Genomic DNA, 13,289 nt, shown 5'->3' with positions numbered 1-13,289 from the left:
CGATTCCCGGCCCCGACACCATCGGAGGTGCCCCGCCGTGCCCACGACCACCCTCACGGTCACCGACGTCCACAAGTCCTACGGCCGCCGCGCCGTGCTGCGCGGCATCGACATGCGCGTCCCCCCGGGCAGCCTGGCCGGGGTGGTGGGGGAGAACGGGGCGGGAAAGTCGACCCTCCTGCGCATCCTCGCCGGGCGCCTGTCCCCGGACCGGGGCACGGTCGAGCACCCCGACGAGGTCGGTTACTGCCCCCAGCGGGCGGTCCTCAACCCGGCCTTCACCGTCGCCCAGCACCTGCGCTTCTTCCAGGTCGCCTACGACCTGCCGACTTTGGACCGCGCCCGCGAGCTCACGGAGGACCTCAACTTCACCGACTACCTCGACCAGCCGGTGGGCACGCTCAGCGGGGGGACCCGCCAGAAGCTGAACCTGACACTCGCCCTCATGCACGATCCGCCGCTGCTCCTGCTGGACGAGCCCTACCAGGGATTCGACTGGGAGACCTACGAGCGTTTCTGGGAGCTGGCCGCCGGGCTGGCCCGGCGCGGACGCTCGGTCCTCGTGGTCTCCCACATCGCCTTCGACACCGCACGCTTCGACATACTGTGGCGGATACGCGACGGGGTGCTGGCGGAGGGGACCCGCGCGGCCTCTCCCCACGGGGCGGGGGCCTGACCGTGCGACGCGCCTGGACCCGTTACGCCACCGCCACCCGGTACGCCCTCGTGGAGCATCTGCGCAACCGGCTCGCCCTGCTGCTGGTGGTGTTCTTCATCCCGGTCTGGATCACCCTGGTCTACCTGGTGATCGCCGACGCCGACGTGCCGTTCCTGCTGCGCGCCACCGACGAGACCCTCGTCGTCCACGGCAACCACGTCAGCAAGATCTCCGGGGCGATCAACGCGGTGACGCTGATCGTCGGCTTCATGATGTTCATCGTCACGTTCCGGTCGGCGGAGTTCGACGAGCGACTGGCGGTGGCGGGGTATCCCCGCGCCCACCTGCTCGCCGCCAAGCTGACCGCCCTGCTCGCCTCCGCCGCCCTGGTGTGCGCCTACGCGCTGGCGGTCATCCACCTCTACTGGTCGCCGGAGCGGCCGGTGGTGCTGTGGCTGTCGTTGCTGGGGGCGGCCCTGGCCTTCGGGGGCATCGGGGTGATGCTGGCGTCGGTGCTGCGGGGCGAACTGGAGGGGATGTTCTGCATCATCATGCTGTCGATCATCGACATGGGGCTCCAGAACCCGGTCTCCAACCCTGCCTCGGACAGCGGTGTGGTGGCCTTCCTGCCCACCTACGGGACCATGCAGACGTCGGTGGCGGCGGGCTTCGGCGGGACGATGCCGGTGGCGCATCTGTTCCTGGGGCCGCTGTGGTTCGGGGGAGCGGTGCTGGTGGCCGCGGTCGCCTTCCGGCTGCGCACTCGGGACCGGCGGCGCTCCCTGCTCGCCCTCCCGGCCCGCGTGTCCCGCACCCTTCCGGGGGCCGCCCTTCCGCCCGACCCCGCCCGCACCGGCCCGACGGACCCGTCGGCTGTGCCGGGGGCCGACGCCCCGGGCCTGCGGCCGGGGTGAAGGCAAGACCGCTGGTCGGAGCCGTAGGTGGACGTTGTACGCTCTTCGGGCCAGTCGTACTCCACTTCGTGGGGCAGGGAACCCGGTGCGAATCCGGGACTGACGCGCAGCGGTGAGGGTGACGGGCGGGCACGCTCCGGGACTTCCGTCCCGGGCAGCCACTGGGGCATCGCCCCGGGAAGGCGCTCCGCACCGGCCGACCCCGAGTCCGAAGACCTGCTGGCGCTGGCGGTCACGGGCCGCCAGGTCACCCGCGGGCCCCGCGTACGGGCCCCCGAACCGAAGGACGTGCATGTTCCCCGCGGACGCCCCCGCGCCCCGCACCCGGCGCGACCGCTGCCCCGGTGCCCTCAGACCCTGGAGGGCCGAGGACGGCCTGCTGGTCCGGCTCCGCCTCATCGGCGGACGCCTCCCGGCACGGTCCCTGACCGCCCTGGCGGCCGTCGCCCGGGAGTACGGCTCCGGGCGAGTCCACGTCACGGGGCGGGCCAACCTCCAGGTGCGCGCCCTGCCCGAACGGGACGGGCGGCTCACCCCGGACGCGCTCCGCGCCCTGGAGGCGACCGGGCTGCTGCCCTCGCCCACCCACGAACTCGTCCGCAACGTGATGGTCTCCCCGCTCACCGGCCTGGAGGGCGGGCGCGCCGACCTGCGCCCGGTCGCCGCGGCCCTGGACGAGGCCCTGTGCTCGGCCCCGCACCGCGCCGCCCTGCCCGGCCGCTTCCTGTTCGCCCTCGACGACGGACGCGGCGACCTCGTGGCGCGCACCTGCGACCTCGGCCTCGTCGCGCTCGACGATCGCACCGCCCGGCTGCGGATCGGTGACCAGCACGGCCCGGTGGTCCGACTGGACGAGGCGGCCGACGCCCTCGTCCGGCTCGCCGACGCGTTCCTGGAACGGCGCGGCGACGGCCCCGGAGCGCCGTGGCACGTCGCCGAGCTCCCCTTCCCGTTGTCCGCCCCCGAACCGCCCGACCCGCGCCTGCCGGACCCCGCCCCGCCGCTCCCGTACGGCCCGCTGCCCTTCGGCGGACGCCACGTCCACGTGCCCGAGGAGGGCCTGGGCCGCGCCGACGCCGACGCCCTCGCCGAGGAGGCCCTCGCCGCCGGCGGGGAACTCGTCGTCACGCCCTGGCGCGGCGTCCTCGTCCCCGGGACGGCGCGGTGACCGCCCCCCGCCGGCCGAACCGGCACTACGGGTACATCGACGACGGCCCCGCGATCTACGTGGACTCCTTCGCCCTCATCCGCGAGGAGGCGCGTCTGGGGCACCTGCCCGCCGACGCCGAGCGTCTCGCCGTGCGGATGATCCACGGCACCGGACAGGTGGACCTCGCCGCCGACCTCGTGGTCCACCCCGATCTGGTCAGGGCCGCCCGGTCCGCCCTGCGGGCGGGCGCGCCCGTGCTGTGCGACGCGACCATGGTCGCCACCGGTGTGACCAGGAGCCGCCTGCCCGCGGACAACGAGGTGCTGTGCCTCCTGGGCGACGACCGCGTCCCGGGCCTGGCCCGCCGCTGGGGCACCACCCGGTCCGCCGCCGCGGTCTCCCTGTGGGAGCCGCGGCTGGAGGGCGCCGTCGTCGCCTTCGGCAACGCGCCCACGGCGCTCTTCCACCTGCTGGAGATGCTGGTCGACGGAGCCCCGCGCCCCGCGGCGATCGTCGGCTGCCCGGTCGGGTTCGTCGGCGCCGCCGAGTCCAAGCAGGCCCTGGAGGAGTTCGCCGACCGCCACGGCGTCGACATCCCCTACGTTCTCGCCCGCGGCCGCCGAGGCGGCTCCGCGATGGCCGCCTCGGCCCTCAACGCCCTCGCGAAGGAGGAGGAGTGACCGGCAGATTCCACGGTGTCGGGGTCGGCCCCGGCGATCCGGAGCTGATCACCCTGAAGGGCGCGCGCCTCATCGCCGCGGCCGACGTCGTCGCCTACCACTGCGGCCCGGGCAAGGAGTCCAACGCCCGCCGCACCGCCCGGGACCTCATTCCGTCGGAGGCGGTCGAGGAGAGGCTCGTCTACCCGGTGACCACCGGGACGGCCGACCACCCGGGCGGCTACCAGGGGGCCCTGGCCGACTTCTACGAGGAGTCCGCCGCCCGCCTGGCCGCCCACCTCGACGCCGGGCGCGACGTCGTCCTGCTCTCCGAGGGCGACCCGCTGTTCTACGGGTCGTACATGTACATGCACGACCGACTGGCCGAGCGGTACGGGGCCGAGATCGTCCCCGGGGTGCCCGCCCTCGCCGCCGCCACCGCCGCCGCGGCCGCCCCCCTGGCCCGCCAGACCGACGTCCTCACCGTCCTGCCCGGGACCCTGCCCGAGCCGGAGCTCGCCCGTCGCCTCGCCGACACCGACGCGGCCGTCATCATGAAGCTCGGCCGCACGTTCCCGGCCGTCCGCCGCGCCCTGGAGGCGGCGGGCCGGCTGGAGCACGCCGTGTACGTGGAGCGCGCCTCCATGGAGGGCGAGCGCCGCCTGCCGGTGGCCGAGGTGGACCCGGACGCGGTGCCCTACTTCTCCCTGATCCTGGTCACCGGGGACAGCCGCAACGGCACCCGCTCCCGGAACCGGGACGCGGCGGAACCGGCGGCCGATACCGGACTCCCGGCGTCCGCGGAGGAACTGCTGGTCGTCGGCCTGGGCCCCGGACCCGACCGCTGGCTCACCCCCGAGGTCCGGGAGGCGCTCGCGGGGGTGGACCACGTGGTGGGCTACGGGCCCTACGTCGCCAGGGTCCCCCAGCGACCCGGGCTGATCCGGCACGCCTCGGGCAACACCGTCGAGCTCGACCGCGCGCGGCTCGCCCTCGACCTGGCCGCCAAGGGTGAGCGCGTCGCCGTCGTCTCCGGCGGCGACGCCGGGATCTTCGGCATGGCCACCGCCGTGTTCGAGGCCGCCGAGGACCCCCGGTACCGGGACGTGTCCGTGCGCGTCCTGCCCGGGGTGAGCGCCGTCCAGGCGGTCGCGGCACGGGCCGGCGCCCCCGTCGGCGGTGACTTCGCGGTCATGAGCCTCTCGGACCGACTCAAACCGTGGGACGTCATCGAGCGCCGCCTGCGCGCCGTCGCCGACGCCGACCTCGCCCTGGCCCTCTACAACCCCGCCTCGCGCTCTCGCACCGGGCAGATCGCCACCGCGCGACGCGTCCTGCTGGAGCACCGCGACCCCGACACGGTGGTCGTCGTGGGGCGGGACGTGGGCCGGGACGGGGAGGACCTGACGGTGACCACCCTGGGAGGGCTGGACCCCGCCGCCGTCGACATGCGCTGCCTGCTCATCGTCGGCGCCTCCGGTACCCGGGTCGCAGCCTCGGGCCGTGTCTGGACCCCCCGGTGGGTGAAGCCGTGACCGTCCACTTCGTGGGGGCCGGCCCCGGTGCCGCGGACCTGCTGACCGTGCGCGCCACCCGGATGCTCGGCGCGGCCGACGTGGTGCTCTACCCCGGGACGTACCTGGACCCGGACGTCCTGTCCCACTGCGCGCCCGGGGCCGACCTGGTGGACACCCAGGGCCTGGACCTGGACGGCATCACCGACCGGCTGGTCGTGGCGCACCGGGCCGGGCACGACGTCGTCCGGCTGACCTCCGGCGACCCGTCGCTGTACTCCGCCCTCGCCGAGCAGACCCGCAGGCTCGACGCGCACGGGGTCCCCTGGGACGTCACTCCCGGCGTGCCGGCCTACGCCGCGGCCTCGGCCCTGGTGGGCCGGGAGCTGACCGTGCCGCTGGTGGCGCAGTCGGTGGTGCTCACCCGGACCCGGGCGCGCTCGACCGCCATGCCGTCGACCGAGTCCCTGGCGGCGTTCGCCGCGACCCGGGCCACCCTGGTGCTGCACCTGGCGATCACCCGGGTGCGGGCGCTCATGGAGGAGATCGCGCCCGAGTACGGCGGGGACTGCCCCGTGGTCGTGGTCCACCGGGCCAGCCAGCCGGGTGAGGCGGTCCTGCGCGGGACGGTGACCGACATCGCCGACCGGGTGGAGGAGGCCGGGTTCCGGCAGGCCGCGGTCATCCTGGTGGGGTGGGCCCTGGACCCGCGGGGCGGCGGTGACTCCTACCTCTACGACCCGGCCCGCCCCAGGCCCGGCGGGTAGCCTCGCGGTTCCGGCCCGCGAGGGCGTTCCTGCCGGTCGCCCCGGATCGGACCGCCCGTTCCGGGCCCGCCCACCGTTCCCCCTCGGAGGCCCGCCCGGGCGCACCGGCCTCGAACGGGGGGCTCCGTGCGGCCCGTCGACGTCAGGGCGCCGGCGCGTTCCCGGCCCGGCCGTCGCCGGGCACCGCGTGGCCGCACGGCTTCACGGGTCCGCCCCTCGGCACGGTGCGGTCTCGTCCGGGAGTGGCGCGTCCCCGGTCCGGGCACCGCACGGCTTCACGGGTCCGCCCCTCGGCACGGTGCGGTCTCGTCCGGGAGTGGCGCGTCCCCGGTCCGGGCACCGCACGGCTTCACGGGCCCCAGGACCACTGGGTGACCGTGCGCGCGGGCGTCCACCCGGTGAACCCGCCGATCGGAGCGGCCGTCTCGACGGAGATCCGGGTCAACTCCCCGCCGTGGTCCCGGTGCGCCTCGGCCAACAGCCGCTCGGTCTCCAGGGTCACCCCGTGCACCACCAGGCGGCCCCCCGGGCGCAGCGCCCCCAGACAGGCCTCCAGCACCCCGGGCCGCGTGGCGCCGCCGCCGACGAACACCGCGTCGGGTCCGGGCAGCGCCGACAGCGCTTCCGGGGCGCGCCCGGTGACCACGCGCAGCCCCGGCACCCCGAGCCCGCCCGCGTTGCGTCCGATCCGCGCGGCCCGCTCGGGGTCGGCCTCCACCGCCGTCGCCGTGCACGTGGGGTGCGCGCGCATCCACTCGATCCCCACCGACCCCGCACCGGCGCCCACGTCCCACAGGTGCAGACCCGGGGCGGGTGCCAGCCGGGCCAGCGCGGAGGCGCGCAGGTCCCGCTTGGTGATCTGTCCGTCGTGTTCGTACGCGTCGTCGGGCAGCCCGACCGCCAGGCCGTAGCCGGGCGGGCCGACGAACTCCAGGGCGAGCACGTGCAGCGCGGGCACGGACCCGGGGTCCACCCGGGACCATCCGTCGGCCGTGCCCTCCAGACGCGACTCGGCGTCCGAGCCCAGGTCCCCGAGCACGGTCATGCGGCTGCCCCCGTACCCGGCGCCGCTCAGCAGGGCGGCCGCGAGCGCGGGGGTGCCCGCGTCGGAGGAGAGCACCAGCAGGCGCCGGCCGGGGGAGGGCCACCGCAGCAGCAGGCGGGGGTCGCGTCCGACGAGGGTCACCACCGCGCACCGTTCCGCGGGCCAGCCCATCCGGGCCCGGGCCAGAGCCACCGAGGAGAGGGCGGGTTCCACCCGCACCGCGTCCGCGCCCAGCAGGTCGATGAGCGTGGTGGCCACACCGGACACCAGCGGATCGCCCGAGGCCAGGGCCACCACGGACCCGCCGGCGCAGGAGGCGAGCAGCGGCGGCAGCCCCTCCCGCAGGGGTGAGGGCCAGACCTCGCGGCGCTGCCCCGCCCGCTCCGGCAGCATCGCCAGGTGCCTGCGCCCCCCCAGCACCACACCCGCGTCCAGCACCGTCCGGCGCAGGCGCTCGGGGAGCCCCGGCCAGCCGTCGGCGCCGACGCCGACGACCGTGACGCGGGGTTCGGGGACGGGGCGGGTGTCGATGCTCATGGGGTGGACGCTATCGTCGAACCCTGGTGCGAGGTGCTCCGGCCTCCCCACCATCGGAAACGGTGGGAAGGGCGGCCGGGGAGAATCTGGGAAGCCGGTGAGATTCCGGCGCAGGCCCGCTGCGGTGAACCGAGCCTCCGTACAGGAGGACCCGGCAAGTCCGAAGACCGGCCCCGCACCCGTCAGACCCATGGCGAAACGAGCGGGAGCCTCACATGCCATTGCGGCCATCGCATTACCCCTTCTCCGCGATCGTCGGCTGCGACACCGAGCCGCTGGACGACCTCGGGCTCGCCCTGGTCCTGGCCAGTGTCTCCCCGGAGATCGGCGGCGTCCTGGTACGGGGGGAGAAGGGCACCGCCAAGTCCACCGCGGTGCGGGCCCTGGCCTCCCTCCTGCCGCCCGTCGAGGTCCATCGGGGCGACCGCTTCTCCGTTGACCCGGCCGACCCCGCACAGGAGTCGCCGGACGGCCCCTTCCCCTCCGACACGGCCGTGGAGAGCCGCCCGGTACGCCTGGTCGAACTTCCCGTGGGCGCCACCGAGGACCGCGTCCTGGGCTCCCTGCACCTGGAGCAGGCGCTCACGCACGGCCAGGTCGCCTACGAACCCGGCCTGCTGGCGCGGAGCCACCGCGGTCTCCTCTACGTGGACGAGGTCAACCTGCTCCACGACCACCTGGTCGACCTCCTCCTCGACGCCGCCGCGACCGGCCGGGTGACCGTGGAACGCGACGGGTTCTCCGTGGAGCACGCCGCGCGGTTCCTGCTCATCGGCACGATGAACCCCGAGGAGGGTGAGCTGCGTCCGCAACTCCTGGACCGGTTCGGGCTCACCGTCGAGGTCTCCGCGCCCTCCGACCCCGCCGCCCGCGTCGAGGTGGTCCGCAGGCGCATGGCCTACGACTCCGACGCCGTGGCCTTCACGCAGCGCTACGGTCAGGCCGAGAAGGCCCTCGCCGAGCGCATCGCGGCGGCCCGGGACACCGTCCGGCACGTCCGACTGTCCCACGCCGCCCTGCTGAAGATCGCCCAGGTGTGCGCGGCGTTCGAGGTCGACGGCCTGCGCGCCGACATCGTGACCGCGCGCACGGCCCTCGCGCACGCCGCCTGGGAGGGTCGGACCTCGGTCACCAGGGCCGACATCCGCCGCGCGGCCCTGCTGGCGCTGCCGCACCGGCGCCGCCGCAAACCCTTCGACGCGCCGGGCATCGACGAGGAGCTTCTCGACCGCGTCCTGGGAGACGAGGAGCCGCCGCCGGACGACCCCGAACCGCCGGGCGGCTCCGACGACCCCGCCCCCGGTGAGGACGGCGCCGCCGACACCGACGGTTCGGAAGAGGGCCCCTCCCAGGCCCCGGACACCGGTCACGGCGAACCGGACGCGTCCCCCGCACCGCCCCGGGGGCCGGAGGACTCCCGGGAACCGGAAGCGTCCCAGGAGCCGGAGGAGTCCCGGGAAACGGAGGCCGACGGCACGGAGCCACGGCCCACGACGGGCACCACGGTCCGGGCGAGCACCCCCTATCGCCCCCGGGCGTTCACCGTGCGGGGCACCGGGGCCGGCGCCGACGGCCGACGCAGCCGCGCCATCGGCACCCGGGGCCGCAGGATCGGCGCCGAGCCGCCCGGTCGAGGCTCGGGAGGCTCGCTCCACCTGGGGGAGACCGTCAAGGCGGCGGCCTCCCGCCCCCACGGCGGCGGTCGGGTCGGCCTGCTGCCCCGCGACCTGCGCGTCGCGGTGCGCGAGGGCCAGGAGAGCAACCTGGTGCTGTTCTGCGTCGACGCGTCCGGCTCCATGGCGGCGCGCAAGCGCATGGGCGAGGTCAAGACCGCCATCCTGTCCCTGCTCCTGGACGCCTACCGGCGCCGCGACAAGGTAGGCCTCGTGACCTTCCGGGGAACGAGGGCCGAACTGGTGCTGCCGCCGACCCGTTCGGTCGACACCGCCGCCGCCCGCCTGGACGCACTGCCCGCCGGAGGGCGGACCCCGCTCGCCGAGGGCCTGCTGGAGGCCGCCCGGGTCCTGCGGCGCGAACGCTTGCGCGATCCGAGACAGCGTCCGCTGCTCGTTCTGGTGACCGACGGCCGGGCCACCGGCGGCCGGGGTTCCGTCGGCCGCTCACTGGAGGCCGCCGACCACGTCGCCGGACTGGGTGTGGCCACCGTCGTCGTGGACGGTGAGTCCGGTCCGCTGCGGCTGGGACTGGCCGCCGATCTCGCCCTGCGGCTGGGAGCCGACCACATCCCCGTGTCCGAGGTCAGCGCCGACGCGCTGGGCGACGCCGTGAGAGAGAGGGCCGCCTGATGCCCCAGGGCAAGCCGCTCGTCGTCCCCGACGACGGGCTCACCACGCGCCAGCGCCGCAACCGACCCGTGCTCGCCGTCCACACCGGTGACGGCAAGGGCAAGTCGACCGCCGCGTTCGGGCTCGCGCTGCGCGGCTGGAACCAGGGCTGGCGGATCGGGGTGTTCCAGTTCGTGAAGTCGGCGAAGTGGCGCATCGGCGAGCAGACCGTGCTCGAACGCCTGGGCCGGCTCCACGAGGAGACCGGTGAGGGCGGCCCGGTGGAATGGCACAAGATGGGCTCGGGCTGGTCCTGGAGCCGCCGCCAGGGCAGCACGGAGGACCACGCCGCGGACGCGGCCGAGGGCTGGGAGGAGATCAAGCGCAGGCTCGCCGACGAACGGCACGACCTGCTCATCCTCGACGAGTTCACCTATCCGATCCACTGGGGCTGGGTCGACGTCGAGGACGTCGTGGCCGCCCTGCGGGACCGGCCGGGCCGCCAGCACGTGGTGATCACCGGCCGCCGCGCCGCCCCCGAACTCCTGGAGGTGGCGGACCTGGTCACCGAGATGACCAAGGTCAAGCACCCGATGGACGTGGGCCGCAAGGGCCAGCGGGGGATCGAGTGGTGAGGACCCCGGCGGCTTCCGAGCCGACGGGGACGTCCCGGCCGGCACCCCCGGTACGGCCGACGTCCCTGCCACGACTGATGGTCGCCGCCCCCATGACCGGGCAGGGCAAGACCACGGTCGCGACCGGGCTGATGGCCGCCCTCCGTGACGCCGGACACGTGGTGAGCGGCCACAAGGTCGGCCCGGACTACATCGACCCGGGCTACCACGCCCTGGCCACCGGTCGCCCCGGACGCAACCTCGACCCCCACCTGGTCGGTGAGGAGCGGGTGGCGCCGCTGCTCCTGCACGGGGCCCGGGGCGCCGGCCTCGCCGTCGTCGAAGGGGTCATGGGCCTGCACGACGGGCGGATCGGCACCGGCGGGTTCGCGTCGTCGGCGCACGTCGCGGCTCTGACCCGGACACCGGTGGTCCTGGTCGTGGACGTGTCCCGCATGTCCCGGTCCGTGGGCGCCCTGGTGGCGGGCATGGCCGACTACGACCCGTCGATCGAGGTCGTCGGCGTGATCCTGAACAAGGCCGGTTCGGCGCGCAACGTCGCCGAGATCACCCGCTCGGTCGCTCCGCCCGTCCTCGGTGTGGTCCCCCGCGACGAGCGGATCGCCAGCCCGTCCCGCCACCTCGGGCTCGTCCCGGCGTCGGAGCGGGAGGACTCGGCGCGGGTGGTCGAACGCCTCGGTGAGCACGTCGCGAACCATGTCGACCTGGACGCCCTGCTGGAGGTGGCCCGCTCCGCGCCCGCCCTGGACGCCCGCCCCTGGCACCCGGCCGAGGAGGTGGCGGCACCGGGCGCGGGCCCGCGCCCGGTGGTCGCCGTGGCCGGAGGCCGTGCCTTCACCTTCCGCTACACCGAGACCGAGGAGTTGCTCACCGCCGCCGGCTGCGAGGTCGTCGGCTTCGATCCGCTCGGTGACGCCGGGTTGCCCGCCGGGACCCGGGGCGTCTACCTGGGCGGAGGCTTCCCGGAGGTGTACGCGGGCGAACTCGCCGCGAACCGGGGCCTGCTGGCCGACCTGCGCGACGCGGTACGGGACGGGGTGCCGACCGTCGCCGAGTGCGCGGGTCTGCTCTACCTCGCGGAGTCGCTCGACGGTCGGTCCATGGCCGGTGCCGTCCCGGCGCGCGCCCGGATGACGGAGCGCCTCACCCTGCGCTACCCCGAGGCGGTCTCGCCCCGGGACACGCTGCTGACCCGGGCGGGGGAGGGGGTGACCGGGCACGAGTTCCACCGCACCCGGATCACCCCGGAGACCGGTGCGGACGGGCCGGCGTGGGAGATCGAGGGAGCCGGGGAGGGGTTCGCCTCGCCGACCCTGCACGCGTCCTACCTCCACGTCCATTGGGCCGGGCACCCCCGGCTCGCCGCCCGCTTCGCCGACGCCGTGTCCGGTTCCGGCGCCCTCGCGGCCGACCGGCCCGCCCGGGAGGGGGCGCCGCACACGGGCGGCGGGTCCGTTCTCCCACGGACGCCACCGGCATCGGACGGCGCGCCCTCGCCCCTCCCCGACCCGAGGTCCGCTCTCTCCGGTCCGATCGGGGAGCGGCGGGCGAGGGCGGCAACGGCCCCGGAACCGCCTTCCGGGGACGCCCACGGCGCGCCGGGCCCCGTGTCCGGGCCCGCCGCGACGGACATCCCCGACACGTCACCGGTGGACCCGCTGCGCCACCACGGCGACGCCGAGACCGGCCCCGGGCTGCTCGACCTGGCGGTCAACGTGTACGCGGGCCCGCGCCCCGACTGGCTCGACCGCGCCCTGCGCGCGAGCCTGGACGACGCCGCCGCCTACCCCGACCCGGCCCCCGCGCGCGCCGCCATCGCCCGCCGCCACGGACGCGACCCCGCCGGGGTCCTGCCCACCGCCGGGGCCGCGGAGGCGTTCACCCTCATCGCGCGGCTGCGGCCGTGGCGCCGACCGGTGGTCGTGCACCCCCAGTTCACCGAGCCGCACGCCGCCCTGGAACAGGCCGGGCGCACCGTCACCACCGTGCTCTGCGAGGAGGGCGACGGCTTCGTCTTCGACCCCACCGCCGTTCCCGAGGACGCGGACCTGGTGATGGTCGGCAACCCCACCAACCCCACCGGGGTCCTGCACCCCGCCGAGACGCTGCGCGCCCTCCGCCGCCCCGGCCGCCTCCTCGTCGTCGACGAGGCGTTCATGGACGCCGTTCCCGGCGAACCCGGGTCACTGGCGGGGGAGGGGCTCCCGGGTGTGGTGGTCCTGCGCAGTCTCACCAAGCACTGGTCGATCCCCGGCATCCGGGCCGGATACCTCGTCGGTGACCCGGCGGCGGTTCGCGAGCTGGCCCGGGTGCAGACGCCCTGGTCGGTGTCCGCGCCCGCGATCGCCGCCACCGTCGCCTGCATGAGCGACGAAGCGGTCGCGGAAGCGGAGCGCCGCGCGAAGGAACTCGACGACCGGCGCATCGAGCTGGAGGCCGGGCTGCGTGGAGCGGGGATCGGGTTCGTGCCCTCCCGGGCCCCGTTCGTCCTGGTGAAGGCGGGCCAGGGAGTCCACGCGCGGCTGCGGGAACGGGGCATCGCCGTACGCCGGGCCGACACCTTCCCCGGTCTGGACGCCGCCTGGGTGCGCGTGGCCGTGCGCCCGTCCGAGACCACGCGCACGCTGCTCGCCGCCCTGTCGGCGGGGTAGCCGAGCGGCCGTGTTCCCGTTCCCGGCGGGCGGGTGGACGCGGGCACCGCCCGGGTTCTGAGCCCGTGGGCGGGGGCGGGCGGGTCGGTGCGCGGCCACAGCACCAGAAGGAGGGCGTCGACGTCGGGGGCATCGACCATGCCGGTGGGGGACCATGCCGGTGGGGGTGACGGCCCAGAACACCGGGTGGCGGTGGCGGGCCTGGATCCGTGCGGCCTGCGCGTGCTCGCGGGCGAACTCCAAGCGATGGCCGCGCAGGCGGGGCAGGCAAGGCCCTCCTCGGTGCGGTACACGCGCGGGGTGTGGCTGCCGTTCGGCCTCCCGGCCGCCCGGAGAGGCTGTGGCGGAGGGCATCGGTGGCGAGTGCGCTGCCGAGCCCGCTGCCGAGCAGGGGGAACAGGGAACGGTGGTCGCCTAATGGGACTTGCCAGGTCGGTGAGACTTGGTGCCGTAGCCGCCGGCAGGTGAGCACTT

At 75.6% G+C, this 13,289-nt stretch carries 10 protein-coding genes and 2 riboswitches; of the genes, 9 read left to right on the top strand and 1 reads right to left on the bottom strand.

Annotated elements, in window-relative coordinates:
* Positions 1 to 37: 37 nt before the first annotated feature.
* The 6 genes from PWG71_RS27660 to PWG71_RS27635 all read left to right on the top strand — a co-directional run bounded on the left by PWG71_RS27660 (position 38) and on the right by PWG71_RS27635 (position 5,662).
* Complete coding sequence (locus PWG71_RS27660; protein WP_274812991.1) at positions 38 to 676, top strand: ABC transporter ATP-binding protein; 639 nt, start codon at positions 38 to 40, stop codon at positions 674 to 676.
* A 2-nt stretch (positions 677 to 678) separates the two neighbouring features.
* On the top strand, positions 679 to 1,572 hold the full coding sequence (locus tag PWG71_RS27655) for an ABC transporter permease (protein ID WP_274812990.1): 894 nt from the start codon (positions 679 to 681) through the stop codon (positions 1,570 to 1,572).
* A 34-nt stretch (positions 1,573 to 1,606) separates the two neighbouring features.
* A riboswitch (cobalamin riboswitch) is annotated at positions 1,607 to 1,810 on the top strand.
* 54 nt (positions 1,811 to 1,864) lie between these two features.
* Complete coding sequence (locus tag PWG71_RS27650; RefSeq protein WP_274812989.1) at positions 1,865 to 2,740, top strand: nitrite reductase; 876 nt, start codon at positions 1,865 to 1,867, stop codon at positions 2,738 to 2,740.
* A complete protein-coding gene (locus PWG71_RS27645) occupies positions 2,737 to 3,402 on the top strand; it encodes a precorrin-8X methylmutase (RefSeq protein ID WP_274812988.1) in 666 nt (221 codons plus the stop codon). Before PWG71_RS27650 ends, PWG71_RS27645 begins: the two co-directional genes overlap by 4 nt.
* Positions 3,399 to 4,916 carry a precorrin-2 C(20)-methyltransferase gene (locus tag PWG71_RS27640; RefSeq protein ID WP_274812987.1) on the top strand — a complete coding sequence of 506 codons (1,518 nt, stop codon included), beginning with the start codon at positions 3,399 to 3,401 and terminating at the stop codon, positions 4,914 to 4,916. The genes PWG71_RS27645 and PWG71_RS27640 overlap by 4 nt, the downstream gene beginning before the upstream one ends.
* Positions 4,901 to 5,662 (top strand): cobalt-precorrin-4/precorrin-4 C(11)-methyltransferase, encoded by a 762-nt coding sequence (locus tag PWG71_RS27635; protein WP_274812986.1) that lies wholly within the window; start codon positions 4,901 to 4,903, stop codon positions 5,660 to 5,662. Before PWG71_RS27640 ends, PWG71_RS27635 begins: the two co-directional genes overlap by 16 nt.
* A gap of 349 nt (positions 5,663 to 6,011) precedes the next feature.
* Here the strand turns inward: PWG71_RS27635 and cbiE are convergent, their stop codons facing one another.
* Positions 6,012 to 7,244, bottom strand: coding sequence for a precorrin-6y C5,15-methyltransferase (decarboxylating) subunit CbiE (cbiE, locus tag PWG71_RS27630; protein WP_274812985.1), 1,233 nt, complete (start codon positions 7,242 to 7,244; stop codon positions 6,012 to 6,014).
* Positions 7,245 to 7,271: 27 nt separating this feature from the next.
* A riboswitch (cobalamin riboswitch) is annotated at positions 7,272 to 7,422 on the top strand.
* A 37-nt stretch (positions 7,423 to 7,459) separates the two neighbouring features.
* Between cbiE and PWG71_RS27625 the strand changes: the two genes are divergently transcribed.
* The 3 genes from PWG71_RS27625 to PWG71_RS27615 all read left to right on the top strand — a co-directional run bounded on the left by PWG71_RS27625 (position 7,460) and on the right by PWG71_RS27615 (position 12,815).
* Positions 7,460 to 9,550: a VWA domain-containing protein gene (locus PWG71_RS27625; RefSeq protein ID WP_274812984.1), complete on the top strand. Its 2,091-nt coding sequence runs from the start codon at positions 7,460 to 7,462 to the stop codon at positions 9,548 to 9,550.
* A complete protein-coding gene (gene cobO, locus PWG71_RS27620) occupies positions 9,550 to 10,164 on the top strand; it encodes a cob(I)yrinic acid a,c-diamide adenosyltransferase (RefSeq protein WP_274812983.1) in 615 nt (204 codons plus the stop codon). The genes PWG71_RS27625 and cobO overlap by 1 nt, the downstream gene beginning before the upstream one ends.
* Positions 10,165 to 10,241: 77 nt before the next feature.
* Positions 10,242 to 12,815, top strand: a complete 2,574-nt coding sequence (locus PWG71_RS27615; RefSeq protein WP_274812982.1) for a cobyrinate a,c-diamide synthase — start codon at positions 10,242 to 10,244, stop codon at positions 12,813 to 12,815.
* The last annotated feature ends 474 nt before the right edge of the window (positions 12,816 to 13,289 follow it).

Origin of the sequence: Nocardiopsis sp. N85, from assembly GCF_028882275.1 — a bacterium.
GTDB classification, from domain to species: Bacteria; Actinomycetota; Actinomycetes; order Streptosporangiales; family Streptosporangiaceae; genus Nocardiopsis; species Nocardiopsis lambiniae.
Note: the sequence above shows the minus strand (reverse complement) of the source record. Positions and strands in the feature narration are given on the sequence as shown.